Raw genomic sequence first — 25874 nt, forward strand, 5'->3', positions numbered from 1 at the left:
GTGAAGCAGAAAAAACCCGGTTGCGAGCCGGGTTTTTTTCTCTTTTAGCGCTGTTACAGTTTAACGCCGAGGCGCAACCACACCGTGCGGCCGGACTCCATTACCGGTGAATTGGCCGGGTAACCAAAGCCCGCGTTGCCCGCCAGGTTCAGATGTTCGGTGTACGCGTTGTCGAACAGGTTGTCCACGCCCAGCGTCAGCGTGGCCGCCTTGCCGAACGCGTACTGCGCATGCAGTGACGCGACGCCGAAGCCGGCGCTCGGCCCGAAATCCTTGCCCACCACGTTTCCTTCATTGGGCACGTACCGGCGCTGCGCCGCCACCACGCGCCACAGCGCCCCGACCGACCACGTCCCGTGCTGGTAGTGTGCGCCAACGCGCGCCTCCAGCGGTGGAATCTGCGGCAACGGCCCACCCGTGTCGTTGTTGCGCCCCCACGCATACGCAAGCGCAGTCTCGAACCGCCAAGCCGGCGTGGCGCGCCATGCGGCCCCCAATTCTCCGCCGAGGATTCGGGCACCCACCTGCGTCGCGCGACTGGCCGGTCCCATCGGCCCGGACACGTAGTCGAATAGGATGAAATCCCGCACGCTGCCAACATACGCCGAAAACCAGGCGTCAAGGCGCTCGTCGCTGTACTGCGTGCCAATATCCAGTTGTGTGGTCTTTTCGGGACGCAACGACGAAAACGCGTTAACTGAACCCTCCGGACCGAGTTTTGGCGAGAACAGCTCCCAATAATCCGGGAAACGCTCGGCATGCCCAATTCCGACGTACCACATTGCGGGCAACATGGCGAGATCGTGCTCGTAACGCACGAAGCCGCTGGGCAAAGTGCGCTCGCGCTGCACGTTGGCCGTCGGATTCGGCGCTTGCATCGCGCCGGAGCCGACGTTGACGCGCCGGTCGCGTGTCGCAGCGTGGTCTACCCGCAGCCCCGTCACCATCCGCTCGGACTGCGTCGCGTACCAGGTCAGTTCGCCAAATCCGCCCATGCTCCACAAGGTTGCCGACGGCTTCCATGGACCGTTGCCGTTGACGGCGGCCCGCTGCAGCGACCGATTGTCGAGCGCATGGTGCTGCCCATCCACCCCGGCCACTAACTTGAACCGGTCTGTAAATCGCAGCGTCGCGGCGCTGCGAGCACCGAACGTGCGCCGCCGCACCTCGGATGCCATCGGCATGGACCTGCCGCCACCTGCCGGCGAGCGCAGCGTGAAGTTATCCATCACATGGTCGAAATCATTGTAGTAGACCTGTGCCTCGACGCGGTCCAGAACCTCGCCCAAATGCGAGCGCTCGGCACGCAAACCATAGCTTTCGCGACGAAACCGTGCACCATCCATGCCGCGGCCGGCGTAGCGTGCATAGCCGTCGCCGGTACCGGCACTCGCTTCGATGCGGGTATGCTCGTTCGGTGTCCAGCCCAGTGACGTATCGACGTTCCATTTGTCCCACTGCGATGGCACCGTCTTGCCGTTGCCGTCGCGATAGTCTTGTTGATGCGCGTGATTCGCCATCACGCGCGCATAGCCTTCGCGCACGCCCGCGCTTAAATCGACATTCTGGTCGTTGCGGCCGAATGAACCGCCAACCAGGCTCCCATCGAAGCGCATGCCCGGCGCGTCGAAGCGGCGGGTCGTGCGCTCGAACAGCACCGTGCCGGCCGATGCGCCCGGCCCGTAGAGTACCGATTGCGGCCCCTTGACGACAGTCACCTTATCGTAGCTCTCCGGCGCGATATACGAGGTTGGAGCGTCCATGCGGCCCGGACAGGCACCCAGCATCGGCGCGCCATTGCTCAACAGACTCAGCCGCGATCCGGACATGCCGCGAAACACCGTGTCTGCATTGGTGCCGCCGCTGCGAATCGCCGAAAAGCCCGGCACCGTCTTCAGATAGTCGGCGCCATCGCTCGCGGGCAGCGGCTGGCGCGGCTGCTTCGGATCGGTCACCACGACCAGCGGATTCTTCGGCGCATTGGCGATGACCTCGATCGGCACGAGCACCGACGCGGCGCCCGCCGGAGGCGCGTCAGGCGGCGACGCATCAGCTTGCGCGTGAGCGCTCACTGTTCCCAACAGGCCCGCCACTGCGGCAAACACCGAAGGCGCCCAACGCCGACAGCGGTTGCTTTTCAATACAAGATACGCGTTGAACAGGCGACGCGACGCCGCCTGATCCAGGAAGGTGAATTTCATGCATACAACCCATGGCATGCCGTCCAGGTCGGCTGTGGATGGCCGGCCCGGCAGGCGTCGGTTACGAAACGAGCAAATGAACAGCCGTCAAACCGCGCCCGGAGGAGCCCGCGGGTAGGAAACAAGATGCCGCAACGCGGGCCGGGGTACGCCATCAATCACCGGCAGCGCGGCCGCACGCTGGCACTGCAGCATGAGCGTCGCGACCTGTGGTGCGCCGATTGCCGGACTGTGGGCGAGCAAGCTGCAATAGCCGCATGCATCCAGGTGCCCACCCACGTACGCCGCTCCGTGGGCCGGGGCCCGTTCGCCCATCGTGGCCGCACTGCATAGTACCGTGTCGATGCCGCCCCTAGCGTGGCTGAGCCACTGCGAGGCGAGCGGCATCGCGACGATCAGCCAGATCGCCGTCAGGCCGAGCCAGGCGGTCAGTTTTCGGGTGCGACGATCGGACATCGGACAACAGCGACACAAGCGTCGCAGACGCGACGGTGAAGAACGGACCGGTCGGCATTATCCGTCGCCCACACCATTCTTTCAATTAAGTTTCAGCCACCGCCATGGATCAGTGGCGAATTGCCACAGCCCGCCATGCCTTCGGTGCCACGCCGTGAAAGGCTGGCGAATGACCAGCGCCACACCGTGAAAGGTCGACGCGAATGGCTGGCGCTATACCGTGACGGGCCGACGCGAATGGTTGGCGCTGCGCCGTGAAAGGCCGATGAATGGTCGGCGCAGCGCCGACGTAAAACCCCCCTGTGGCACATCACCTGCGCCACAGGGGTCCTGTCTTCCGGCGCGATACGCCGGCCCGTGCGAAGTGCCGTTACATATTTTCGATCAATACCTGACCGAAGCCGGAGCACGATACCTGCGTCGCACCCTCCATCAGGCGCGCGAAGTCATACGTAACGCGCTTTTGCAAGATCGACTTCTCCATCGCGGAAATGATCACGTCAGCCGCGTCGGTCCAGCCCAGGTGGCGCAGCATCATCTCGGCCGACAGGATTTCCGAACCCGGGTTCACGTAGTCCTTGCCAGCGTATTTCGGCGCGGTCCCGTGGGTCGCCTCGAACATCGCCACCGAATCCGACAGGTTGGCGCCCGGCGCAATGCCGATGCCGCCGACCTGCGCCGCTAACGCGTCCGAAATGTAGTCGCCGTTCAAATTCAACGTCGCGATCACGTCGTATTCGGCCGGACGCAGCAGGATTTGCTGCAGGAACGCGTCGGCGATCACATCCTTGATCACGATCTCGGCACCGCTCTTCGGATGCTTGATCTTCATCCACGGGCCACCGTCGATCAGCTCCGCGCCGAACTCCTTCTGGGCGAGCGCATAGCCGAAGTCGCGGAACGCGCCTTCGGTGAACTTCATGATGTTGCCCTTGTGCACCAGCGTGACCGACTTGCGGTTATTGTCGATCGCGTACTGGATGGCCTTGCGCACCAGCCGCTCCGTGCCTTCGCGCGACACCGGCTTGATGCCGATCCCTGATGTTTCCGGGAAACGGATCTTCTTGACACCCATTTCCTCACGCAGGAACTGGATCACCTTCTTGGCCTGCTCAGACTGGGCGGCCCATTCGATGCCCGCATAGATATCTTCCGAATTCTCGCGGAAGATCACCATGTTGGTCTTCTCGGGCTCGCGCACCGGCGAAGGTACGCCCTTGAAATACTGCACCGGACGCAGGCACACGTACAGATCCAACTCCTGGCGCAGCGCCACGTTCAGCGAGCGGATGCCGCCGCCAACCGGCGTGGTCAGCGGCCCCTTGATCGAGACGACGTACTCCTTCAGGATCTGCAGCGTTTCTTCCGGAAGCCACACATCCGGCCCGTAGACTTTGGTCGCCTTTTCGCCAGCGAAGATCTCCATCCATGCGATCTTCTTCTTGCCGCCATAGGCCTTCTCGACCGCCGCGTCGACCACCTTGATCATCACCGGCGTAATGTCGAAGCCGATGCCATCGCCTTCGATGTACGGAATGATCGGCTGATCCGGGACGTTGAGCGAAAAGTCCGAGTTAACGGTGATCTTCTCACCGACCGGAACCTTGATGTGCTGATACGGCATGTTCGACTCCAATGGTATGGACAGGCTGAAAGTATGCTGCGCGGCGACGCGCCAACATGCGCTATTCCTGCGTCGACTGCTAAGGCAGCTCGCGGCGGCTCACCCGAGACTCGCGGGTCGCGGGTCGCGGGTCGCGGGTCGCGGGTCGCGGGTCGCGGGTCGCTCGTAGCGAAGCACTATTCTAGCGCGCCGGCAAGACATCACGGCGTCGCAGCAATAGCCTTACTCTTATATAAGACACAAGACTAGTGTTTCGTATTATGCGCTAATATTCCGCCATTTGCCATAGGAAACGGGTCCTGGCGCCCGCGCATCGCCCATGCGACTGATTGCATTGAACAAACCATATGGCACGATTTGCCAGTTCTCCGCTCACGAGACGCGCGCATCGCTGGCCACATGGGTCGATGTGCCCGATGTCTATCCGGCAGGCCGGCTCGATGCGGACAGCGAGGGCCTGCTATTGCTGACCGACGACGGCGCGCTGCAGGCGCGCATCGCCGAGCCGCGCCACAAGCTGATCAAGCGCTACTGGGCACAACTGGACGGCGCTGCACCCGCTTCGGCACTGGCCGCCCTGGAGCGCGGCGTAGACCTTGGAGACTACGTGAGCCGGCCCTGTCGCGCCCGTTTCATCGAGCCGCCCGCCGGCCTGTGGCAGCGCGATCCGCCGGTACGCTATCGCGCCGCGATTCCGACCACGTGGATCGAGTTGGCCCTTAGCGAGGGCCGTAATCGCCAAGTGCGACGAATGACCGCAGCGGTAGGCTTTCCGACGTTGCGCCTGATTCGCGTCGGTATCGGCGCGCTAGATGTGTTCGCGCTCGGCCTGGCGCCCGGCCAATGGCGCGCGCTGCCGCCGTCGGCGCCGTGGCACGGCACGCGCTGACGCGCACATTGTGCCACCTGCCCCTGGCGCTGCCCTCGCACCGAACTCTGCCCTGTGCCGCTTGCCGGCATCGGTTTTCATCAATTCGCAAAACGCGCGTCAACCGGACCAACCGGCACCGCGTTATTGCTCCGGATGCCGCACAACGCATGCGCCGGCATCGGCCGACGTCGCCACCCCGCCGAACGCAGGGTGACACGAACGCAGCGGGCCCGAGCGAATTGTCGAACGGACCTGTCAACCGAAAGGTGGATCCCGCGTTGATTGACATGACTCATCAAAGCGGGTCATTGGTTAATTAACTAAGTTTGAGGAAACAACATGAACAAACTGATCGCTGCCCTCATCGCTGGCCTGTTCGCCACCGCTGCTTTCGCGCAATCGTCGGCTCCGGAAGTCGCCTCGGCCCCGGCTGCTGCTTCGAAGACCGAAGCGCACAAGAAGGCTCACAAGTCGCACAAGAAGGCAGTGAAGAAGGCTGCTGCTTCGGAAGCAGCTTCGAACTAAGGTTTTCGTCTCCCCAAACGACAAGAACGACGCTGCACTGCCGTTGCGACGGCATTCAAAGGCAGGTTGCCGCAAGGCGATCTGCCTTTTTGTTGACCTGTACTGCCCAGCGATTCGCGTAACATGCGCGTATTCACATTATGAGGAGTCTGCCGTGGTTGTTCCGGTGCGATCCGCGCTGCCTGTGTCCCGCCTGTTCCGCGTGCCCGCCCGGCGAGCGCGCCGCGCCTCACCGCAGCTTTGCATCGGTACCTCAAGGCCAGCGCCGCTGGCCCGTGTCGTCGCCACCCTGGTGGTCGGCGTCACGCTCGCGCTGGCTGCGTGCGGCGCGCTGGCGCAGCCGCTGCCGGGCGCACTGAAGCGCCCCGAGCCATTGCCGCGTGCCTCGTTGACGATCGGCATGTACGTGGTTGACGCAGCTATTGCCGCGAACCCGGCCGATCGCGAGCAAGGACTGATGTTCCGCCAGTCGCTGGCGCCGAACGAAGGCATGTTGTTCGTCTTTGATGAGAATGCAGTCCATTGTTTCTGGATGAAAAATACGCCGTTGCCGCTGTCGATCGCCTTCATCCGCGCCGATGGCACGATCACGGATCTGGACGAGATGCAGGCGCAAACCCAAGATAACCACTGTCCGACCCACAATGGTGTCTACGCGCTCGAGATGAGCAAGGGGTGGTTCGCTTCAAAGGGCATCAAGCCGGGCATGCGCGTGCTCGGCTTGCCGCCCGCGCCCTGATCGCGTCCCACGACCGCGACGCCCGACCCGCTGCCCGCTCAACCCGCCCATCGGGCAACGCGTTTGCTCATCGGATCAAGCAAAACAGCCCGCGCAGCGCTATCCTATATTTCTTAGCGTGCGCGCTATTGAGCGCCCGCTCAGGCTGTTTTTCCCGGTTTGTCGGGCGGACGCGGTGTCCGATGCCTGCCGGACCGGCCATCCCATCGCGAAGGAGATTCAAGTGGCCCGCAAAACTCCCATCGAGCGCTACCGGAACATAGGCATCAGCGCTCATATTGACGCCGGCAAGACGACGACCACCGAGCGCATTCTCTTCTACACCGGCGTGAGCCACAAGATGGGTGAAGTGCACGAGGGCGCCGCGACGATGGACTGGATGGAGCAAGAGCAGGAACGCGGCATCACCATCACGTCAGCGGCGACCACGGCGTTCTGGAAAGGCATGGCGGGCAACTACCCGGAACACCGGATCAATATTATCGACACCCCCGGGCACGTGGACTTCACGATCGAGGTCGAACGCTCGATGCGCGTGCTCGATGGCGCATGCATGGTGTACGACTCGGTCGGCGGTGTTCAGCCGCAATCGGAAACGGTGTGGCGCCAGGCCAATAAGTACAAAGTACCGCGCATCGCGTTCGTCAATAAAATGGACCGTGTCGGCGCGGACTTTTTCCGCGTGCAGCGGCAGATCAGCGAACGGCTGCGCGGCGTCGCGGTGCCGATCCAGATTCCGATCGGCGCGGAAGACCATTTCCAGGGCGTCATCGATCTGGTCAAAATGAAGGCGATTATTTGGGACGAGGACAGTCTTGGCGTGAAATTCGAGTACCGGGACATCCCGGCCGATCTGGCCAAGCTCGCGCAAGAATGGCACGACAAGATGGTCGAGGCGGCCGCGGAAGCCAGCGAGGCGCTGCTCGAAAAATACCTCAACGACCATCATTCGCTGACCGAACAAGAGATTAAGGATGCACTGCGCAAGCGCACGATCGCCAATGAGATCGTGCCGATGCTATGCGGCAGTGCGTTTAAGAATAAAGGCGTGCAGGCAATGCTCGACGCTGTCATCGATTACCTACCCTCACCGGTCGATGTGCCGGCGATCCTCGGCCACACGCCGGACGACGAACAGGCCGAGCGGCATCCGGCCGACAACGAACCGTTCTCCGCGCTGGCGTTTAAGATTATGACGGACCCGTTCGTCGGCCAGCTGATCTTCTTCCGCGTGTACTCAGGGGTCGTCAACTCAGGCGACACCGTGCTCAATTCGACCAAAAACAAGCGAGAGCGGGTCGGCCGTATCCTACAAATGCACGCGAACGAGCGAACCGAGATCAAGGAGGTGCGCGCCGGCGACATCGCCGCCGCAGTCGGCCTGAAAGAGGCGACCACTGGCGATACGCTGTGCGACCCGAACAACGTAATCATCTTGGAGCGGATGATCTTCCCGGAGCCGGTGATCTCGCAGGCCGTCGAGCCGAAGACAAAGGCTGACCAGGAAAAGATGGGTATCGCATTGAACCGCCTCGCGCAAGAGGATCCGTCGTTCCGTGTCAAGACCGACGAGGAGTCAGGCCAGACGATCATCTCTGGCATGGGCGAGTTGCACCTGGAAATCCTGGTCGATCGGATGAGGCGCGAATTCAACGTCGAGGCGACGGTTGGCAAGCCCCAGGTGGCCTATCGCGAGACGGTACGCAACGCGGTGCAGGACGTCGAGGGTAAGTTCGTCAAGCAGTCCGGCGGCCGCGGCCAATACGGGCACGCGGTGATCACACTGGAGCCGCAGCCGCACGGCAAGGGCTATGAATTCGTCGATGCGATCAAGGGCGGCGTGATTCCGCGCGAGTTCATCCCGGCAGTGGACCGGGGCATTCGTGAAGCCATGCAGGCTGGCGTGCTGGCGGGCTATCCAGTCGTGGACATCAAAGTGACGCTGACGTTCGGCTCATACCACGACGTAGACTCGAACGAAAACGCGTTCCGAATGGCCGGCTCGATCGCGTTCAAGGAAGGCATGCGGCGCGCGCGGCCCGTGTTGCTCGAGCCGATGGTGGCGGTCGAGGTCGAAACGCCAGAGGATTTCATGGGCAACGTAATGGGCGATTTGTCCAGCCGCCGCGGTATCGTCCAGGGCATGGAGGACCTCGCGGGGGGAGGCGGCAAGGTGGTGCGCTCCGAAGTGCCGCTGGCCGAAATGTTCGGCTATTCGACCACGTTGCGCTCGCTAACACAGGGGCGCGCGACCTATACGATGGAGTTCAAGCACTACGCGGAAAGTCCGCAGAATGTCGCCGACGCTGTCATCAACGCGAAGTCGGCACGCTGAGCCCCGCCCTCCATGACGCATGCCCCTTCCCGCGCCGCGGCGCTGTCGGGCATGCTGCGCGCCGCGGCGTGCGACCCGCTGCGACACCATGCGATCGACGAATGGCAGTGTAGAACGTTCGGGCGGCGAGAGAACGTGCGTTTTCACGACGGCGTACTGCTGCTGATCACGCAGGTCGGCCACACCACCGATCAGCGATCGCTCGAGCTGACCGACGATGCGCGGGTGCGGCGCTTTATCGGGTGGGCGGCGCGAGCGCCGGACCAAAGCCGTCTAGAATAGCGGCTTGTGTTGCGAAACCGTCAGATTGCCCATGTCCGGATCCTCGTCTCGGCCCATCCGCCACACCGTTACACCGGAGCGCAAGCTAACCATCATGCTGTGGCTGGTCGCGACGGGATTCTTCATGCAGGCGCTAGACACGACGATCGTCAATACCGCGCTGCCGGCCATGGCGCACAGCCTCGGCGAATCGGCATTGCGGATGCAGTCCGTGGTGATTGCGTACTCGCTGACGATGGCGTTGATGATTCCGATTTCTGGCTTCTTGGCCGACCGATTCGGCACGCGACGCGTGTTCTTTAGCGCCATCCTCGTTTTTACCCTCGGCTCACTAATGTGCGCGAACGCGTCGGCCCTGTGGCAACTCGTCGCCTCGCGTGTGGTGCAGGGGATAGGCGGTGCGATGCTGCTGCCCGTCGGACGGCTTGCCGTGCTGCGCAGCTTTCCACGCGAGCGCTACCTGCCAGCCCTGAGCTTTGTGGCGATTCCCGGACTGGTCGGGCCATTGATCGGGCCAACGCTAGGCGGCTGGCTGACCGACGTCGCGTCATGGCATTGGATATTCTTGATCAACGTGCCGGTCGGCCTGGCGGGCTGCATCGCGACGGCGCTGTTCATGCTCGGTGAACCGCTGGACAAAGTCGGGCGCTTCGACGTGAAGGGCTACTTGTTGCTCGCCGTGGCCATGCTAGCATTGACGCTGGCATTGGACGGGCTGGCCGAGTTGCGGCTGACGCACGCGCTCGTGCTGATATTGCTGGTGCTGGCCTTCGCGTGCCTGTCGGCATACGGACTGCACGCGACGCGCAGCCCGCACCCACTGTTCTCGCTCGAGTTGTTCCGTATTCACACGTTCAGCGTCGGCCTGCTGGGTAATCTATTTGCGCGCATCGGCAGCGGCGCGATGCCCTATCTGTTGCCGCTGCTGCTGCAGGTGAGCCTCGGCTACACGCCGTTTCATGCGGGTCTAATGATGCTGCCAGTGGCCGCGGCCGGCATGGTGTCCAAGCGCATTGTCACGGCGTTGATCATGCGCCACGGCTACCGCCACGTGCTACTGACTAACACCGTCCTGCTCGGGGCAACCATGGCCAGCTTTGCACTGATGTCGCCGGATCAACCGCTGTGGGTCCGGCTCGTACAACTGGCGATCTTCGGCGGCGTGAATTCGATGCAATTTACCGCGATGAATACGTTGACGCTGAAAGACCTTGGACGTGAAGGGGCAAGTAGCGGCAACAGCCTGTTTTCCCTTGTGCAAATGCTGTCGATGAGCCTGGGGGTCACCATCGCCGGCGCGCTGCTCGCCACATTCACGGCGCTGTTCGGACACATCGCGCCATCGCAGACGCTGCCGGCATTTCATGCGACATTCGTCTGCATCGGCGTGATCACCGCGTTATCCGCGTGGATCTTCGGACAGTTGGCGCCGGACGTGCGCAGCACGGGAAGGCACGATAGCGATGCCAGGACCCTCTGAGCAGCACACTGCAGATTGGCGGGGTGACCGCATCGATTGCGGTACAGGTGGCGGGCCACCTAATGGTGCTGTGTGCAGACATCGACTGGAATGGCACGTCGCTCGCGTAGGAGCGACGCGTTGCGGGTACGCGCACGGCGATGCCGCGCGCGAGCTTCACACGCCGAAGTTCTTGGCGGCGAAATCCCAGTTCACGACGTTCCAGAACGCCTCGACAAACTTCGGACGTGCGTTGCGATAGTCGATGTAATACGCATGCTCCCAGACGTCCAACGTCAGTAGCGGCGTGGCGTCGGTCGTCAACGGCGTAGCGGCGTTGCTGGTCGAGACGATGTCCAGCGAGCCATCGGCCTTCTTCACGAGCCAGGCCCAGCCCGAGCCGAACGTGCCGACCGCCACCTTTGTGAAAGCTTCCTTGAATGCGTCGTACGAGCCCCACTTCGCGTTAATCGCGTCACCGAGTTTGCCGGTCGGCGCGCCGCCGCCCTGCGGCGACAGACTGTTCCAGAAAAACGTGTGGTTCCACACTTGTGCTGCGTTGTTAAAGATGCCGCCCGACGATTTCTTGACGATCTCTTCCAGCGACAGGTTCTCGAACGCCGTACCCGGGATCAGGTTGTTCAGGTTCGTCACATAGGCCTGGTGGTGTTTGCCGTAGTGGAATTCCAGCGTCTCTTCCGAGATGTGCGGAGCCAGCGCATTCTTCGCGAACGGCAGGGGGGGGAGCGTATGTTGTGCCATCGTGCAAACTTCCTTTATAACGGATTGGGGACCAGGGAGAGTCATGCTGCCGAGCATTCGATTCTAGGTGAGTTGGAATAACCTCGCAAATCGTCGGCCCTTTATGCGCAGCATTGCTTTGCTTGTTCCTGTAAATGAGTCAGAACTGCTCGGCAGTGCACGATCCTGCGCGACAGCCAGCGCCGATATCGCCAACGCCGCCCTAGAATTCCTCATCCAGGCGAGGCTGTACTTGCGCAATGCCGAGATCCGCGCTGCCGTGCGCGAGGTGCACCGTTACGCGGCGACCGGGTTTGAGCGCGTCCGGCGCGCGCACCGCCGCGCCGCTGTGTGGGTCGATCAGCGCCGCATAACCGCGCTCAAGCGTGCGCCGCGGACTGAGCAACTCGGTGCGAGCGGCCAGCTCGGATACCTGCGCGCGTCGACGCTCGTGCTGCCTGCGCAGTGCATCGCCCAGGCGCTGCCCGAGCCGCTGCACACGTTCGGCCGCCCGCTCCATGTCGGGTCGGCTGCGCCGCCAGCGCAACTGAACCATCGTCAGCTGCGCGCGCGCATCCCGCACCGGACGCGCGCCGGCCGAGCACAACCGCAGCGACAGTTGCCGCAGGTGCTGGCGCTGCCTGGCGATCCGCTCAGCCGGGCTCACAAGCCGGCGCGCAAGCCAGTCCAACTGCTGCGCGCGCCGCTCCATCATCCGGCCGAAGCCACGCGCCAGCGCCGCGTGGCGCTGGTCCAACTCGCGCAATAACACGGCGCGCTGCTCACTGACCAGTTCCGCTGCCGCCGTCGGCGTCGGCGCGCGGACATCAGCGGCGAAGTCGGCAATCGTGAAATCGGTTTCGTGCCCGACGCCGGACACGATCGGCAACACACTAGAGGCGATTGCCCGCGCGAGCGATTCGTCGTTGAACGCCCACAAGTCCTCGATCGAACCACCGCCGCGGCACACGATCAGCACATCGACTTCGGCACGGCGGTTGGCCGTGCCGATCATCGCCGCGACGCGCGCGGCCGCCTCAGCGCCCTGCACCGGCGCCGGGTAGACGATGACCGGCACATGGGGGGCGCGCCGTGCAAGCGTGGTCAACACATCGCGCAGCGCCGCAGCTTGCAGCGACGTGACGATACCGATGGTGCGCGGGTGCGACGGCAACGCGCGCTTGCGCTCAGCGGCGAACAGACCCTCGGCCTCAAGCTGCGCTTTCAGCTTCAGAAACGCTTCGTACAGGCGGCCTTGCCCGGTGCGTCGGACCGCCTCCACGTTCAGTTGCAACTCGCCGCGCGGCTCGTACATCGTCACCGTGGCGCGAACCTCGATCCGGTCGCCCTCGCGCGGCGTGAACTGTGCATATTGGGCACGGCCACGGAACATCACGCAACGAATCTGCGCACAATCGTCCTTGATCGAGAAATACCAATGGCCGCTGGCTGCCCGCGTAAAGTTCGAGACTTCGCCGGCGATCCAGGCGAGCGCAAACGCACGCTCGAGCAGGGTGCCGATCGCGCGATTCAAGGCGGACACGGAAATCACCGCGTCGCCGCCGACAAAGGGGGCCGAGGGAGAAAATTCTGCTGTCATCGGGCGGTATTGGGGAACGGGAGGCTCCGCTACGGTCCGGCGGGGCCGCAGCTGTCCACACAGTCGATTCTACCGGTCTTTGCGCCGCACCGGCCGGCCGTCTCCGTGCGGCAGCGTCAAACCTTTGCCACGCAAGACTTTGCACACTGCCCCAGTTGGCAGCAAATCACTGAAAAACTTTTCGCCCCATGGGCTTACCGGCGATAACCTCGAGATTCCCACAAAGTTATCCACAATAATTGGGGATAGTATGCCGGCATCGAACCCATTATGGACAAATGATCAGCGTCCCCGTGCGGGCATCGGTCCGGTCCGGCCTTTCAGCCGGCTTGCCGCGCACGCCTGTGCCACGTTAGAGTTGTGGCCTGCCGTGCCGTTGTCCGACGCCCTACCCCATTTGCGTACCACCGCGCCATGCTTATGCCACTGTCCCGTGCCATCATCGCCCGTCTCGAGCCTATGTTCTCGCGTGAATGGCAGCGCCGTGGCGTGCTCGCGTACACGCTATGGCCCTTGTCTCAGTTGTTTGCCGCCGTCTGCGCGCTGCGCCGGCTCGCGTATGCGCGCGGCTGGTGCAAGACGTGGCGCATCAGCGTACCGGTCGTGGTGGTGGGCAACGTGACGGTCGGCGGCACCGGCAAGACGCCAACCGTCATTGCGCTGATCGAGGCGTTGCGCGATGCAGGCTTCACGCCTGGCGTGGTGTCGCGCGGCTATGGCGCGCGCATCGTGCGGCCCACCGCAGTCAGCCCCGCGGCGTCGCCTGCGCTGGCGGGCGATGAGCCGCTGCTGATCGCCCGCCGCACCGGGGTGCCCGTGTGGGTCTGCCCGGACCGAGTCGCGGCCGCCAGCGCGCTGGTGCAAGCCCATTGGGAAGTGGATGTCATCGTCAGCGACGACGGCCTGCAACACTATCGGCTCGCGCGCGACGTCGAGCTGGTGGTTTTCGATCACCGGCTAGGGGGCAACGGGTTCCTGCTGCCCGCCGGGCCGCTGCGCGAACCGCTGAGTCGCGTCCGCGACGCAACGTTGATCAACAACCCTGACGGGCGCAGTCTGCCACCGTGGCCGTCGACTTTCGCGCTGACGCTGCAGCCCGCCGACGCCTGGCACCTGGATAATCCACACCTGCGCCGGCCGCTAGCGCAGTTCGCCGGCGAGCGCGTGCTGGCCGCTGCCGGCATCGGCGCACCGGAGCGTTTCTTCGCGACACTGCGTGCGAGCGGCCTTGTGCCCACAACACGCGCGCTGCCCGACCACTATCCTTTCGATGAGAACCCGTTCGTGACCGATACAGCCGATGCGATCCTGATCACCGAAAAGGATGCGGTAAAATGCACGGCTTGGCGTGACTCACGTCTATGGGCGGTGCCCGTCGACGCCACGCTCGACCCTCGCCTGATTGCGCTCGTTGTGGAGAAACTTCGTGGACGCTCGCCTGCTTGAAATCCTCGTCTGCCCGCTGTGCAAGGGGCCTCTGCACCATGATCGCAACGCGCAGGAGCTCATTTGCCATGCCGACAAGCTCGCGTATCCGATCCGCGACGGCATTCCAGTGATGTTGGTCGATGAGGCACGCCAGACGGTCGAAGGCACGCCGGTCGAGCCCGCCAGCAACTGATCCGATGCACGCCGCCGTTCCATTCATCGTCGTCGTTCCGGCCCGCCTCGCGTCCACCCGTCTGCCGGGCAAGCCGCTCGCCGACCTAGCCGGCAAACCCATGGTGGTACGCGTGGCCGAGCAGGCCCGCGCGTCAGGCGCGAGCCGCGTGTTGATCGCCACCGACGCCGAAGTCGTGCTCAATGCGTGCCGAGCGCATGGCATCGAGGCGCTGCTGACCCGCACCGACCATTCGACCGGCACCGACCGGCTGGCCGAAGTGGTCCACACATGCCGTCTGCCCGACGACGCGCTGGTGGTCAATGTGCAAGGCGATGAACCACTGATCGAGCCGCGGCTAGTCGCCGGCGTCGCCGCCCACCTGGCCGCCAATCCTGATTGTGCGATTGCCACCGCCGCCCATCCGATCGCCGAGCCGGCAGAGGTCTTCAATCCGAACATTGTGAAGGTGGTCCTCGATGCCCGCGGTATCGCATTGTATTTTTCCCGCGCGCCGATCCCGTGGTCACGCGATGCGTACCAGCCGCAATGGAGCCCAGAGGACGGCGTGGCGCCCGTGGTCGACATCGCGCGGCTGCCGGCGCCAAGTACTGCGGTGCATCGGCACATCGGCCTATACGCATACCGGGCTGGCTTCCTGCGCCGCTACCCCGAGCTTTCGCAGGCGCCGGTCGAAATCGCCGAGGCACTCGAGCAACTGCGGGCGGTGTGGCATGGGGAAAGGATCACGGTGTTGCTGACGCCACACGTGCCGTCGCCCGGTGTCGACACGCCGGCGGACCTAGAGCGAGTTCGCGCGATTCTCGCCCAACGAGGCTGAGGATCGCGCGCCGCGTGGCATAATCGGACGCTTATGCTACGCCCCCAATAGCGACAGGCGGCATGTACGGCGCCCATTGGCGACGAGCTGTCCGCCGCGCTACGCACCGTGCGTCAGGCTACAGTCAGATTCGCGTGCGACGCTGATGGCCTGCCCGCTCACAGCATTCACAAGCAATCTCGGAGATAATCATCATGCGTTTGATCCTGTTAGGCGCCCCTGGCGCGGGCAAGGGCACCCAGGCAAACTTCATCAAGGACAAGTTTGCAATCCCGCAAATCTCGACCGGTGACATGCTGCGCGCGGCCGTGAAGGCCGGCACGCCGCTCGGCGTGGAGGCCAAGCGCTACATGGACGCGGGCGAGCTCGTTCCGGATACGCTGATCATCGGACTCGTCAAGGAGCGGCTTCAGCAGGCCGATTGCAAGAACGGCTACCTGTTCGACGGCTTTCCGCGTACGATCCCGCAGGCCGACGCGATGAAGCAGGCTGGCGTGGCGATCGACTACGTGCTGGAGATTGACGTACCGTTTGACGAGATCATCGAGCGCATGAGCGGGCGCCGCACGCACCCGACATCGGGACGCACATATCACATCAAGTTCAATCCGCCGAAGGTCGACATGGTCGACGACGTGACCGGCGAGCCCCTGATTCAGCGCGACGACGACAAGGAAGAAACAGTCCGCAAGCGCCTGGACGTCTACGTCGCGCAAACGTGCCCGTTGATCGACTACTACATGCAATGGGCGCAGCGCGGTGACGAGAATGGACTGCAGGCCCCCCGATACCGGAAAATCTCCGGGCTCGGCACCGTTGACGAGATCCGCCAACGCGTGTTCGACGCACTGCAGTAACCGGCACAGAACGGCGCGATCCAAGACACAACGATCCAGGACATAACGATCTAGGATCGCCACGATTGTGACGCCGCCCATGCGGCACGGCTCACGAGGTGCACGCGTATCGACAGCAGGAGACCATCGACATGCAGATCCGCGACAACGTTTTTGTCATCACGGGTGGCGCCTCAGGCTTGGGCGCAGGCACAGCCCGGATGCTGGCCGAGCACGGCGGCAAGCCGGTCATCGCCGACCTGAACAAGGCGGCGGGCGAGGCGCTCGCCGACCAACTCGATGGCCGCTTCGTCAAGTGCGACGTGTCGCGCGAGGACGACGCACGCACCGTGATCGAGTCCGCCATGCGGCTTGGAACGTTGCGCGGCCTGGTCAATTGCTCGGGCATCGCGCCGGCGGCCAAGACCGTTGGCAAAGACGGCCCGCATCCGCTCGATCTGTTCGCCAAGACGATTAGCGTGAACCTGATCGGCACGTTTAACATGATCCGGCTCGCGGCGGCCGCGATGTCGGCCAACCCGCCCAATGAGCATGGCGAGCGCGGGGTCATCGTGAACACCGCATCGGTCGCCGCTTTCGATGGACAGATCGGCCAGGCCGCCTATGCGGCATCCAAGGGCGGCGTCATCGGGATGACGCTGCCGGTTGCTCGCGACCTGTCGCGCAGCGCAATCCGTGTCATGACGATCGCCCCCGGCATCTTCGAGACGCCGATGTTGCTAGGCATGTCCGAAGAACTCCAGCATGCGCTCGGCGCGATGGTGCCATTCCCGCCCCGGCTCGGTAAGCCATCCGAATATGCGATGCTGGTCAAGCAGATTCTGGACAATCCGATGCTCAATGGTGAAGTGATCCGGCTTGACGGCGCGATCCGGATGCAACCAAAATAATCGATGCAACCGAAATAACCGGTGCAGCCGGAGTAACCTGGGCAACCGCAGTCGCCTGCGCGCGCCCGCGACCGAGACCGGACCGGTTGCTGCCGTGTCGGAACGTCAATCGCCGCGACGCGTACGCTGGCGCAACTCCTGCAATTGCGACTCGATGACAGTCGCATCGGCCGCGTCGGGCTCTTGCTCCAGATAGCGCTCCAAATCCTCCAGGGCAGGTCGCAGATAGTCCAGCCGCGCATACGCGAAGCCGCGATCGCGGACTTCCTCGATGCTCTCCGGCAGCAGGATGACGAGTCGTTGTTGGACGGCCAGCAGCCGTTGCCAGCGTTCGGTCTGCAGGTAGATCGTTTTCAGGTTACGCAACATCCGCGCGACGATCTCCCGCTCGGTGGCCGGTTGCAGCAGCGCGTGCAGCGTGCCGGCGATCGATTGCCCGCCTTTGTCCAAATACGGCTCGAGCATCTCGACCATGCGCGACTCGGTCAGCGACTCACCGGTCGTCGGATCCAGCATCACTTCGCCTTCTGCAATAGTCGCCCGCAACAGGAAGTGACCCGGAAACGACACGCCCTTGACGGGTAATCCGAGCTGCCCGGCCATCTCCAAGTAGATCACGGCGAGCGAAATCGGAATGCCGCGTCGCTTCTTGAGCACCATGTTCAGATGGCTATTGTCCGGATCATAGTAGTCGTTTAAGTTCGCGCAAAACCCCAACTCCCGGAAGAAGAAGCGGTTCAACCCCGACAACTTCTGCGTCACGTCGGCGCCCTGCGGCAAACGTCGACGCAGCCGCACCACCAACGCGTCGATATCCGTGAGGGTACCCTGCACGTCCAGGTCCGGATAGGCATCCTGTGCTAATGACAAGACGGCTTCGGTCAGCGGCAGGCTCTCATCCTGCGCAACCAATGCGGTGAAAAAATCGAGTATTCGGGAAGTCGTCATTAGCTCGTTATTTCACGCGGCGGCGGAAGTAGGCATATTTGAAGCCCATCAGAAACAATATGGCAAAATATAGCGCGGTAAGGATGACCAGCGTCGCGCCCAATGCTGCAATGCGCATACCCGGATGGTGCCCCAGTGCCACCCAATCGAACGACTGGTTAAACCAGCGCATCACGCCGGCGAGCACAAGGCACGCGCCGACCAACTGCACGAAAAACAGCCCCCATCCGGCCGATGGCACATAGATCGAGCGCCGACGCAAGCCGGCGAACAGCAGCAGCGCATTTACGCATGCACCGATGCCGATGCTCAGCGACAAGCCCGCATGTGCAAGATGGGGCACGAACACGACATTGCACACTTGCGTGACGACTAGTACCGCCAACGCGATCTTCACCGGTGTCTTGATGTCCTGTTTAGCATAAAAACCGGGCGCGAGGATCTTGATCAGGATCAGCCCGAGCAACCCCACCCCATAGGCAGCCAGGGCACGCGACACCATCACGACGTCGTGGCCCGAGAACCGTCCATAATTGAACAACGTGGCTGTTAAGGGTTCAGCGTAGACGAACAGCGCGACAGCACTGGGGGCGGCCAACAGGAAAGTGAGCCGCAAGCCCCAGTCGAGCAGCGCCGAGTATTCCGCCGCATCGGCATCCGCGTGCGCCTTAGATAAACTGGGCAACAGAATCGTGCCGAGCGCGACACCCAGCAACGCGGTCGGGAACTCCATTAGCCGATCCGCGTACGATAACCACGATACGCTGCCGGGCGCCAAGTGCGAAGCGATATTGGTATTGACGATCAGTGATAGCTGGGCGACCGATACCGCGAAGCTGGCAGGCATCATTTTCCACAGGACCCGCTTGACCCCGGGATGGGCCAGCGCGCGAACCGGATTAAGTCCGATCCGGGGCATCATCTGGACGCGTTTCAGCCCTGGCAGTTGCACGAGCAGCTGCAGCACGCCGCCGGCCAACACCGCGAAAGCGAGCGCGTAGATCGGGGTGTCCAAGCGCGGCGCAACGACCAACGCCGCGACGATGAAGCTAACATTGAGCAGGACAGGCGCAAATGCCGGCAGCGAAAAATTCCGATAAGTATTCAAGACGCCGGACGCCAGCGAAGTCAGCGAGATCAACGCGATGTACGGAAACATGATCCGCGTCATCGTCACCGCGAGTCCGAACGCTTGAGCGTCGTGACGCAACCCCGATGCGACCACCCACACGACGAACCCGGAGCCAACGATGCCCAGCACCGACAAGCCGACCAGCACCCAGGCCAGCACGGTGGCGGTCGCGTCGACCAGCGTACGCGTCGCCTCATGCCCCTTCTGGCTCTTAAACTCGGCCAGGATCGGCACGAACGCCTGCGAAAATGCACCCTCGGCGGACAGTCGCCGCAACAGATTCGGGATACGGAACGCGACATTGAACGCGTCAGTGTACGAGCTGGCGCCAAAAGCGCGGGCAATCAGCGTTTCACGCGCCAATCCGGTGATCCGGGAAAGCAAGGTGAAGCCACTGACGGTGACGAGGGCGCGGAGTAGATTCATGCGGCGGCATTATACGGACCCTATGCGACGGACACGACCACGGCACGCTGCGGTAGCCGCGCTTACCGATGACAGCGCGGCGTGGCATTCGTCTCCGGAATCCATGGCAGCGGTCCCGTGTCAGCAGCCCGTGTCAGCAGCCCGTGTCAGCAGCCCGTGTCAGCAGTCCGTGTCAGCAGTCCGTGTCAGCAGTCCGTGTCAGCAGTCCGTGTCAGCAGTCCGTGTCAGCAGTCCGTGTCAGCAGTCCGTGTCAGCAGTCCGTGTCAGCAGTCCGTGTCAGCAGTCCGTGTCAGCAGTCCGTGGCAGCAGTCCCAAGCGGCAGTCCCGGGGCGAGGGTAAATGGACCGCCCGTGCCCGTCGCCACTGCAGCTAACCAGACACTTCTACCTAGTTCGATCCGGGAGGGGGACGCCAATTGCGCATCCCGTTGTTTTATTGTTATAATCCGCCGTTTCGATAGTCCGCCGGGCAACCGTTCCCCGCGGCTCATACTCCAATACCGCTGGAAACAGGATAAGGAACCGTCATGGCTAACTCCGCACAAGCTCGCAAGCGTGCCCGTCAGGCCGCGAAAGCCAATTCACACAATTCTGCGTTGCGCTCCAAAATGCGTACCGCGATCAAGGCCGTGCGCAAGGCGATCGAATCCGGCGACAAGGCAAAGGCTGCCGAGGTGCTGAAGCAATCGTCGAAGACGCTGGACATCATCGCCGACAAGAAGATCATCCATAAGAACAAGGCCGCTCGCCACAAGAGCCGCCTGGCCGCTGCCATCAAGGGTCTGGCGCAGGCTGCAGCGTAAAACCCCACGCGCCGGTTGATCGCCCGCGGCGCGGCCCGCCAAGCGGGCGCGTCGTGTGAAGACCCGGTTTCGTCAAAACACACCGAGTCGGCCCAGCGCAACACTGGTGGCGCAGCGATGGAGTAGAGTAGTCGAAGCAAAAGCCCGCAATCGCGGGCTTTTTGCGCTGAGATGGCAGCCCAAACCGCAGGGCGCTACGCGGCCACGCCAATCCGGCAGCAGGCGCCGCCCGCAACCTTCGCTCGCCGTCGCCGTTTAGCCGACCTCACGTTTGGGCGCGGCGCGTTGCACTGGATGTTCGATCGGCAGCTCGCAGGCTTCGGTCACCACTAGATCATTGTCCCGAGCGAAATTCATCACGAAATCGAAAGCCATCGGCTCAATGTCGCGCAGCCGCGAATCGACGATCACCGTCTTGATGTCACCGAGCATCACAGGCCGCACGTATAGCGAATACTTCAGCTTCGCGTTCGGCCCCGTCGCCCCTGGACCAAACGACGACATCACACCACACAGCCGCTCCGACCAATCACTCGGCCGAAACTTCTTTCCGTTCTTGGTAATGCCTTGAATGAAGTATTCGGTTGAGGATGAGTCGCCCATGTGGAACACCTGAAAGACAGCCCCGCCAGCACCGGCTCGACGGCACCCGCGAATAAGGCAAATGAGGCTCCGCGACGCACGGACGTGTTTTCCCACGCCGTACTGCCGCGCGACACCACGGCGGCAGGCTCGTCGCGAAAGTCATTCATTATAGCGCACGCGGTCCCTTGCCGCAGCGCACTACCCTGCCCGGGATACCGAATCCGCGCTTCCCCATCGTTCTCGCTACCGTCGCGCTGAGCCTGCCTGCGCGCTGAATAGTCGTCGAGCCGAACCGGGAGCGCGCAACGCACAAGCTGGCGCGCGCCGCCTTTGTTATCCGCCGGTGACCCGGCCGTTCGCCCGCAAATGAGAACCGTCCGGCGCAGTGCAAAGTAAAACGATGCCCGGTCCGGCACGGCAGCGGGCGTAGGCCGGCTCGTCAAAGGCACCGAAATCCTTTATGCTGGATAGAATGATCCACATGGCAAGCAGCGGCGCCCGGCGTACTGACCGGCTTAGTCCGCCATATTTGTTTTTATGACCTCCACCAAAACGATTCGCCACTACCTGCAGTTCCGGGATTTTTCTGCCGACGATTACGATTACGTGCTGGAGCGCGCCCGGATTCTGAAACAGAAGTTCAAGAATTACGAAACCTATCACCCGTTGCACGATCGCACGCTGGCCATGATCTTCGAGAAAAACTCGACGCGCACGCGGCTCTCGTTTGAAGCCGGGATCTTCCAACTGGGCGGCCACGCGGTCTTCATGAGCACGCGCGACACACAACTGGGTCGCGGCGAACCGATCGAGGATGCGGCGCAGGTCATATCGCGAATGGTCGACATCATTATGATTCGCACGTTCGGTCAGGACATCCTGCGGCGCTTTGCACAGAATTCGCGTGTCCCGGTCATCAATGGGCTGACCAACGAGTATCACCCGTGCCAGGTGCTGGCAGACGTGTTCACGTTCCATGAGCACCGGGGACCGATTCGCGGCAAAACCGTCGCGTGGGTAGGCGACGCAAATAACATGGCCTATACATGGATCGAGGCCGCGCACATCCTCGGTTTCAAGCTTCGCGTGTCGACACCACCGGGATACAGGCTCAATCACGCCTTGATCGACCCGGCACACCTGGCATCGGTTGAGGAAACCGACGATCCGCGCGCCGCCTGCGAAGGCGCCCACCTGGTCACGACCGATGTGTGGACCAGCATGGGCTTCGAACAAGAAAACGACGCGCGCAAGACCGCGTTCGCGGATTGGTGCGTCGATGCGGAACTGATGGCGCTCGCGCAGCCTGACGCGCTGTTCATGCATTGCCTGCCCGCACATCGCGGCGAGGAAGTGAGCGCCGACGTCATCGACGGTCGGCAGAGCGTCGTGTGGGACGAGGCCGAGAACCGGCTACACGTGCAAAAGGCGCTGATGGAGTTCTTGATGCTCGGCCGCCTGAATCATTAAGTCCTATCGTCGGCCGTGCACCGCGACGGCGGAACGAACCGTCGAGCCGGCCGTTGCAGGACGCCGCACAGATCCAGCACAACACGCCGCTCGCCCATATCGCGGCGCATGGCTGACGCGAGTCGGGATCGGCGCGACACGCCGTGCCTAGCACCCGATGTGCAACAGCCGCCCCGCAGTTCCGGCGGACAGCCGCAGGCTCGCCAGTACCAACGGTGGGGGATGCGCGGATTCAGACGACGAGCGGCTCCATGTCGAGTTCCACGCCGAAGCGCTGGCTGACATCGGCGCGGATCGTCTGCGCCAGCGCCAATACCTGTTCGCCGGTCGCACCACCGCGATTGACCAGCACCAGGGCTTGGCGTTCGTGCACGGCGGCCGCGCCGATCGAGCGCCCTTTCCACCCGCAGCGATCGATCATCCAACCGGCGGCCAGCTTGACGCGGCCATCGCGCTGCATGTAGTATACGATATCCGGCTCCTTCGCGCGCAGCGCCGCAAACTGCTCGGCGTCGACAATCGGATTCTTGAAAAAACTGCCTGCGTTACCCAGGACCGCCGGGTCAGGCAGCTTTTCATGCCGGATCGCGGTAACCGCGTCGAAGATCTGTCGCGCCGTCGGCTTGCCAATCCCGCTCGCGGCGAGCCGGCTTGCCACGTCCGCGTACGAAGCACGGGCACGCCATCGCTTCGGCAAGCGAAACGCAACGGACAGGATGATCAGCCGGTCACGCGCAGCATGCTTGAATACGCTGTCGCGATAGCCGAACGCGCAGGCTTGTGCATCGAGGTCCACGATACGCCCGTCAACCATGTCGAGCGCGCGCAATCGTTCAAAGCGCTCGGCAAGCTCGAGGCCATATGCACCGATATTCTGCACCGGCGCGGCGCCGACCGTACCGGGAATCAGCGCAAGATTCTCCAATCCGGCCATGCCTTGTTGCAGCGTCCAGTCAACGAAGTCGTGCCAGCGCTCGCCGGCAGCGGCCTCGACAATGTAAGCATCGTCGGTCTGCGCGACGACGCGCTTGCCGCGCAAGTCGATCACGAGCGCCAAACCATCGAAGTCGCGCGTGAACACAACGTTGCTGCCCGCGCCCAGCACCAGGCGCGGCATGCCGGCGATCCGCTGATTGGCACGCAGCGCAGCGAGGGCGGCTTCCGAGCGGATCGCACCGCCCAGTCGCGCGCGCACGTTAAAGCCAAACGTATTGTGATCTCGCAGTGAATAGTCCGCCTGCAGCGCATTGGGCGCCAGGTCAGCGTCAGTCAATCGGGACATCGCAAAGGCCATCATGGGTCAACGCCGCCGACGCGCATACGATCCGCTTTGGCGCGGCAGGCATGGCGCGCGATTGGCAAAACGCAGGCCATCGGTAAAATGACAAAATGTGTCGCATTATAGCGGCTCGTCACGATTGTCCCGGCATCGCGCACTGGGCGTCGCGCAGCCGTGCTGGCAATTCTTTCGGGAGAAAATGCAATGCCGTCGTTCGATGTAGTCGTGGAAGCCAACATGGTTGAGGTCAAGAACGCGGTCGAACAGTCGAACAAGGAAATCTCGACACGCTTCGACTTCAAGGGATCGGATGCGCGCGTCGAGCAAAAGGAGCGTGAGCTGACGCTGTTCGCCGACGATGATTTCAAGCTGGGCCAGGTCAAGGACGTGTTGCTGCAGAAAATGGCTAAGCGCCAGGTCGACGTACGCTTTCTCGACTACGGCAAAATCGAGAAAATCGGCGGCGACAAGGTCAAGCAACTCGTCACCGTTAAAAAAGGCGTGGCGGGCGATCTCGCGAAAAAGATCGTCAAGCTAGTCAAAGACAGCAAGACCAAAGTGCAAGCTAGCATACAGGGCGACGCGGTGCGCGTGAGCGGCGCCAAGCGCGACGATCTGCAATCCGTCATTGCGATGCTGCGCAAAGAGGTGAACGACGCCCCGCTCGACTTCAATAATTTTCGCGACTGAGCGGCGCTTTGCCTAGCAGCCTCGGCCGTCACCGCCGTGCATCGGATGCGCCTTTTTTGTCGCCAATCCGGCTCTCTTGTCCGGCCAGGAGCTTGCTGATATTCGCGCGGTGCCGCCACACCAACAACACGCTCATCGCGATAATGGCCCCGGCGATCGGGTTGCCACCAAACATGAAAAGGTCGAACAACGGCGCAAACAGCGCCGAGATCAGTGCGGCCAACGATGAATAGCGGAAAAAGAAAGCAATGATCAGCCACGTGGCGGCAGTCGAGATGCCGAGTACCGGGTCGATTCCGAGCAGCACGCCAGCCGCGGTGGCCACGCCCTTACCACCCTTGAAACGGAAGAACACTGGATACAAGTGGCCGAGAAATACGGCGATCGATGCCAACGCCACCGAGAATGCGTCGAGCCCGTATGCGGCGCCGACATGCTTGACGAGCCACACGGCAAGCCATCCTTTGAAAGCGTCGCCAAGCAGCGTCAGAACCGCCGCCGCCTTGTTGCCGCTGCGCAGCACATTGGTCGCGCCGGGGTTCTTCGAGCCATAGGTGCGCGGGTCGGACAGCCCCATCGCGGCGCTGACGATCACCGCGAACGATATCGAGCCGATTAGGTACGCCGCGACGGCGACAAGCAGGTTAGCCATGGAGGAGGATGTGCAACTCGTTCAAAGCGCGTCATTCTACCTAACCCCGGTCGTGCCCAGGCGCGCGCGAAAACTTGCTGCGCCGACGCATAACGCATAACGCATAACGCATAACGCATAACGCATAACGCATAACGCATAACGCATGGCGCACGAAGCACGAAGCACGAAGCACGAAGCACGAAGCACGAAGCACGAAGCACGAAGCACGAAGCACGAAGCATGGCACATGACGCAAGACAGCGCGCTGCATGCCGCAATCCCACGCGTTCAGTCAGGGCTCGCGCAGTCTACTGGCGTGGCGGCCAGCAGTGTCGTGAGTACCGCCGGAGCAAGGCTCACAAGGTAACCGCGACGCCCGCCGTTCAGGTAAATCCGTTCGAGCAACAAGATCGTGCGCTCCACATACACTGGCAATGGCTTGCGCGTGCCAAATGGTGACGTGCCGCCGACCAAGTAGCCCGAATGCCGGTTCGCGACGTCGGGCCTGCACGGCCCGATACGCTTGGCGCCGATTTGACGCGCCAGGTTCTTGGTCGACACCGTGCGATCGCCGTGCATCAGCACGATCAGCGGTTTCGCGTGCTCATCCTCCATCACCAGCGTCTTGATCACACAATGCTCGGGTACACCGAGCTGCCGCGCGGATTCGGCGGTGCCGCCGTGCTCCACGTACTCGTAGAGATGCTCGCCGAACTCGACATGGTGATGTCGCAGTAGTTGGGTGGCCGGCGTTTGTGAAACGTGTTTGTTCTTCGCCATAAAGATCCATCTTGACATCCTCCCCCGCTTAAATTCTGGGGATTCCTACGGCGCTCGCCTCGGCATTGAGCCGCAGTGAGTCGCTTCGGTGGGTTCCTCTGCTGGTG

At 62.8% G+C, this 25874-nt stretch carries 25 protein-coding genes; 14 read left to right on the forward strand and 11 right to left on the reverse strand.

Translation table 11 applies throughout. The features are described from left to right. Nucleotides 1–53: 53 nt before the first annotated feature. The 3 genes from RA167_RS09720 to icd all read right to left on the reverse strand — a co-directional run bounded on the left by RA167_RS09720 (nt 54) and on the right by icd (nt 4281). On the reverse strand, nt 54–2201 hold the full coding sequence (locus RA167_RS09720; RefSeq protein ID WP_083705979.1) for a TonB-dependent copper receptor: 2148 nt from the start codon (nt 2199–2201) through the stop codon (nt 54–56). Between the two features lie 87 nt (nt 2202–2288). Then, nucleotides 2289–2657 (reverse strand): DUF2946 domain-containing protein, encoded by a 369-nt coding sequence (locus RA167_RS09725; RefSeq protein ID WP_076785386.1) that lies wholly within the window; start codon nt 2655–2657, stop codon nt 2289–2291. Between the two features lie 370 nt (nt 2658–3027). After that, nucleotides 3028–4281, reverse strand: coding sequence for an NADP-dependent isocitrate dehydrogenase (gene icd, locus RA167_RS09730; RefSeq protein WP_076785387.1), 1254 nt, complete (start codon nt 4279–4281; stop codon nt 3028–3030). 319 nt (nt 4282–4600) lie between these two features. Between icd and RA167_RS09735 the strand changes: the two genes are divergently transcribed. The 6 genes from RA167_RS09735 (at nt 4601) to mdtD (ending at nt 10513) form a co-directional block, all read left to right on the forward strand. After that, the gene (locus tag RA167_RS09735) at nt 4601–5170 is read left to right on the forward strand and encodes a pseudouridine synthase (RefSeq protein WP_076785388.1); all 570 of its coding nucleotides are present in this window, start codon (nt 4601–4603) and stop codon (nt 5168–5170) included. Nucleotides 5171–5491: 321 nt separating this feature from the next. Continuing rightward, complete coding sequence (locus RA167_RS09740) at nt 5492–5677, forward strand: hypothetical protein (protein ID WP_076785390.1); 186 nt, start codon at nt 5492–5494, stop codon at nt 5675–5677. Between the two features lie 244 nt (nt 5678–5921). Further along, nucleotides 5922–6416, forward strand: a complete 495-nt coding sequence (locus RA167_RS09745) for a DUF192 domain-containing protein (RefSeq protein ID WP_076787385.1) — start codon at nt 5922–5924, stop codon at nt 6414–6416. A 223-nt stretch (nt 6417–6639) separates the two neighbouring features. Then, entirely contained in the window at nt 6640–8751 is a 2112-nt protein-coding gene (fusA, locus tag RA167_RS09750; RefSeq protein WP_076787383.1) for an elongation factor G, read from the forward strand. A 12-nt stretch (nt 8752–8763) separates the two neighbouring features. Further along, a complete protein-coding gene (locus RA167_RS09755; protein ID WP_076785391.1) occupies nt 8764–9033 on the forward strand; it encodes a hypothetical protein in 270 nt (89 codons plus the stop codon). Between the two features lie 31 nt (nt 9034–9064). Next, nucleotides 9065–10513, forward strand: a complete 1449-nt coding sequence (gene mdtD, locus RA167_RS09760; protein ID WP_076785392.1) for a multidrug transporter subunit MdtD — start codon at nt 9065–9067, stop codon at nt 10511–10513. A 156-nt stretch (nt 10514–10669) separates the two neighbouring features. Here the strand turns inward: mdtD and sodB are convergent, their stop codons facing one another. Continuing rightward, a complete protein-coding gene (sodB, locus tag RA167_RS09765) occupies nt 10670–11254 on the reverse strand; it encodes a superoxide dismutase [Fe] (RefSeq protein ID WP_076785393.1) in 585 nt (194 codons plus the stop codon). Nucleotides 11255–11456: 202 nt separating this feature from the next. Then, on the reverse strand, nt 11457–12833 hold the full coding sequence (gene xseA, locus RA167_RS09770; protein WP_076785394.1) for an exodeoxyribonuclease VII large subunit: 1377 nt from the start codon (nt 12831–12833) through the stop codon (nt 11457–11459). A 414-nt stretch (nt 12834–13247) separates the two neighbouring features. Here xseA and lpxK point away from each other — a divergent pair, with 414 nt between their 5' ends. The 5 genes from lpxK (at nt 13248) to RA167_RS09795 (ending at nt 17021) form a co-directional block, all read left to right on the forward strand. Continuing rightward, nucleotides 13248–14279: a tetraacyldisaccharide 4'-kinase gene (lpxK, locus tag RA167_RS09775; protein ID WP_175972406.1), complete on the forward strand. Its 1032-nt coding sequence runs from the start codon at nt 13248–13250 to the stop codon at nt 14277–14279. Further along, nucleotides 14260–14454 (forward strand): Trm112 family protein, encoded by a 195-nt coding sequence (locus RA167_RS09780; protein WP_076785396.1) that lies wholly within the window; start codon nt 14260–14262, stop codon nt 14452–14454. The genes lpxK and RA167_RS09780 overlap by 20 nt, the downstream gene beginning before the upstream one ends. A gap of 4 nt (nt 14455–14458) precedes the next feature. Beyond that, nucleotides 14459–15274 carry a 3-deoxy-manno-octulosonate cytidylyltransferase gene (gene kdsB / locus RA167_RS09785; protein ID WP_076785397.1) on the forward strand — a complete coding sequence of 272 codons (816 nt, stop codon included), beginning with the start codon at nt 14459–14461 and terminating at the stop codon, nt 15272–15274. A 194-nt stretch (nt 15275–15468) separates the two neighbouring features. Beyond that, nucleotides 15469–16131: an adenylate kinase gene (gene adk / locus RA167_RS09790; protein WP_076785398.1), complete on the forward strand. Its 663-nt coding sequence runs from the start codon at nt 15469–15471 to the stop codon at nt 16129–16131. A gap of 131 nt (nt 16132–16262) precedes the next feature. After that, complete coding sequence (locus RA167_RS09795) at nt 16263–17021, forward strand: 3-hydroxyacyl-CoA dehydrogenase (protein WP_076787388.1); 759 nt, start codon at nt 16263–16265, stop codon at nt 17019–17021. Between the two features lie 105 nt (nt 17022–17126). Here RA167_RS09795 and RA167_RS09800 read toward each other — a convergent pair whose 3' ends face one another. Both RA167_RS09800 and murJ read right to left on the reverse strand, forming a co-directional pair. Continuing rightward, nucleotides 17127–17969, reverse strand: a complete 843-nt coding sequence (locus RA167_RS09800; protein WP_076785399.1) for a SirB1 family protein — start codon at nt 17967–17969, stop codon at nt 17127–17129. 7 nt (nt 17970–17976) lie between these two features. Further along, complete coding sequence (murJ, locus tag RA167_RS09805; RefSeq protein ID WP_076785400.1) at nt 17977–19527, reverse strand: murein biosynthesis integral membrane protein MurJ; 1551 nt, start codon at nt 19525–19527, stop codon at nt 17977–17979. 526 nt (nt 19528–20053) lie between these two features. Here murJ and rpsT point away from each other — a divergent pair. Continuing rightward, a complete protein-coding gene (rpsT, locus tag RA167_RS09810; RefSeq protein ID WP_013434237.1) occupies nt 20054–20329 on the forward strand; it encodes a 30S ribosomal protein S20 in 276 nt (91 codons plus the stop codon). Between the two features lie 255 nt (nt 20330–20584). Here rpsT and RA167_RS09815 read toward each other — a convergent pair whose 3' ends face one another. Continuing rightward, a complete protein-coding gene (locus RA167_RS09815; protein WP_076785401.1) occupies nt 20585–20932 on the reverse strand; it encodes a DUF3579 domain-containing protein in 348 nt (115 codons plus the stop codon). A gap of 519 nt (nt 20933–21451) precedes the next feature. Here RA167_RS09815 and argF point away from each other — a divergent pair. Then, the gene (argF, locus tag RA167_RS09820) at nt 21452–22384 is read left to right on the forward strand and encodes an ornithine carbamoyltransferase (protein WP_076785402.1); all 933 of its coding nucleotides are present in this window, start codon (nt 21452–21454) and stop codon (nt 22382–22384) included. Between the two features lie 232 nt (nt 22385–22616). Here the strand turns inward: argF and murB are convergent, their stop codons facing one another. Next, nucleotides 22617–23666: a UDP-N-acetylmuramate dehydrogenase gene (gene murB / locus RA167_RS09825; protein ID WP_076787390.1), complete on the reverse strand. Its 1050-nt coding sequence runs from the start codon at nt 23664–23666 to the stop codon at nt 22617–22619. Between the two features lie 201 nt (nt 23667–23867). Here murB and RA167_RS09830 point away from each other — a divergent pair, with 201 nt between their 5' ends. Continuing rightward, the gene (locus tag RA167_RS09830) at nt 23868–24353 is read left to right on the forward strand and encodes a YajQ family cyclic di-GMP-binding protein (RefSeq protein ID WP_076785403.1); all 486 of its coding nucleotides are present in this window, start codon (nt 23868–23870) and stop codon (nt 24351–24353) included. 28 nt (nt 24354–24381) lie between these two features. Here the strand turns inward: RA167_RS09830 and plsY are convergent, their stop codons facing one another. Both plsY and RA167_RS09840 read right to left on the reverse strand, forming a co-directional pair. Further along, on the reverse strand, nt 24382–25005 hold the full coding sequence (gene plsY / locus RA167_RS09835) for a glycerol-3-phosphate 1-O-acyltransferase PlsY (RefSeq protein WP_076785404.1): 624 nt from the start codon (nt 25003–25005) through the stop codon (nt 24382–24384). Nucleotides 25006–25275: 270 nt separating this feature from the next. Further along, nucleotides 25276–25767 carry an aminoacyl-tRNA deacylase gene (locus RA167_RS09840; protein ID WP_076785405.1) on the reverse strand — a complete coding sequence of 164 codons (492 nt, stop codon included), beginning with the start codon at nt 25765–25767 and terminating at the stop codon, nt 25276–25278. Between the last annotated feature and the right edge of the window lie 107 nt (nt 25768–25874).

The sequence above is a fragment of the Mycetohabitans endofungorum genome, assembly GCF_037477895.1.
Taxonomy (GTDB): domain Bacteria; phylum Pseudomonadota; class Gammaproteobacteria; order Burkholderiales; family Burkholderiaceae; genus Mycetohabitans.

Coding starts and splice junctions, on each gene's coding strand:
- sodB (WP_076785393.1), bottom strand. CDS start 11,254: ATGGCACAACATACGCTCCCCCCCCTGCCGTTCGCGAAGAATGCGCTG.
- kdsB (WP_076785397.1), top strand. CDS start 14,459: ATGCACGCCGCCGTTCCATTCATCGTCGTCGTTCCGGCCCGCCTCGCG.
- RA167_RS09720 (WP_083705979.1), bottom strand. CDS start 2,201: ATGAAATTCACCTTCCTGGATCAGGCGGCGTCGCGTCGCCTGTTCAAC.
- murJ (WP_076785400.1), bottom strand. CDS start 19,527: ATGAATCTACTCCGCGCCCTCGTCACCGTCAGTGGCTTCACCTTGCTT.
- xseA (WP_076785394.1), bottom strand. CDS start 12,833: ATGACAGCAGAATTTTCTCCCTCGGCCCCCTTTGTCGGCGGCGACGCG.
- RA167_RS09755 (WP_076785391.1), top strand. CDS start 8,764: ATGACGCATGCCCCTTCCCGCGCCGCGGCGCTGTCGGGCATGCTGCGC.
- mdtD (WP_076785392.1), top strand. CDS start 9,065: ATGTCCGGATCCTCGTCTCGGCCCATCCGCCACACCGTTACACCGGAG.
- argF (WP_076785402.1), top strand. CDS start 21,452: ATGACCTCCACCAAAACGATTCGCCACTACCTGCAGTTCCGGGATTTT.
- RA167_RS09830 (WP_076785403.1), top strand. CDS start 23,868: ATGCCGTCGTTCGATGTAGTCGTGGAAGCCAACATGGTTGAGGTCAAG.
- RA167_RS09800 (WP_076785399.1), bottom strand. CDS start 17,969: ATGACGACTTCCCGAATACTCGATTTTTTCACCGCATTGGTTGCGCAG.
- plsY (WP_076785404.1), bottom strand. CDS start 25,005: ATGGCTAACCTGCTTGTCGCCGTCGCGGCGTACCTAATCGGCTCGATA.
- RA167_RS09735 (WP_076785388.1), top strand. CDS start 4,601: ATGCGACTGATTGCATTGAACAAACCATATGGCACGATTTGCCAGTTC.
- murB (WP_076787390.1), bottom strand. CDS start 23,666: ATGTCCCGATTGACTGACGCTGACCTGGCGCCCAATGCGCTGCAGGCG.
- RA167_RS09840 (WP_076785405.1), bottom strand. CDS start 25,767: ATGGCGAAGAACAAACACGTTTCACAAACGCCGGCCACCCAACTACTG.
- RA167_RS09725 (WP_076785386.1), bottom strand. CDS start 2,657: ATGTCCGATCGTCGCACCCGAAAACTGACCGCCTGGCTCGGCCTGACG.
- lpxK (WP_175972406.1), top strand. CDS start 13,248: ATGCTTATGCCACTGTCCCGTGCCATCATCGCCCGTCTCGAGCCTATG.
- RA167_RS09740 (WP_076785390.1), top strand. CDS start 5,492: ATGAACAAACTGATCGCTGCCCTCATCGCTGGCCTGTTCGCCACCGCT.
- adk (WP_076785398.1), top strand. CDS start 15,469: ATGCGTTTGATCCTGTTAGGCGCCCCTGGCGCGGGCAAGGGCACCCAG.
- icd (WP_076785387.1), bottom strand. CDS start 4,281: ATGCCGTATCAGCACATCAAGGTTCCGGTCGGTGAGAAGATCACCGTT.
- rpsT (WP_013434237.1), top strand. CDS start 20,054: ATGGCTAACTCCGCACAAGCTCGCAAGCGTGCCCGTCAGGCCGCGAAA.
- RA167_RS09815 (WP_076785401.1), bottom strand. CDS start 20,932: ATGGGCGACTCATCCTCAACCGAATACTTCATTCAAGGCATTACCAAG.
- RA167_RS09795 (WP_076787388.1), top strand. CDS start 16,263: ATGCAGATCCGCGACAACGTTTTTGTCATCACGGGTGGCGCCTCAGGC.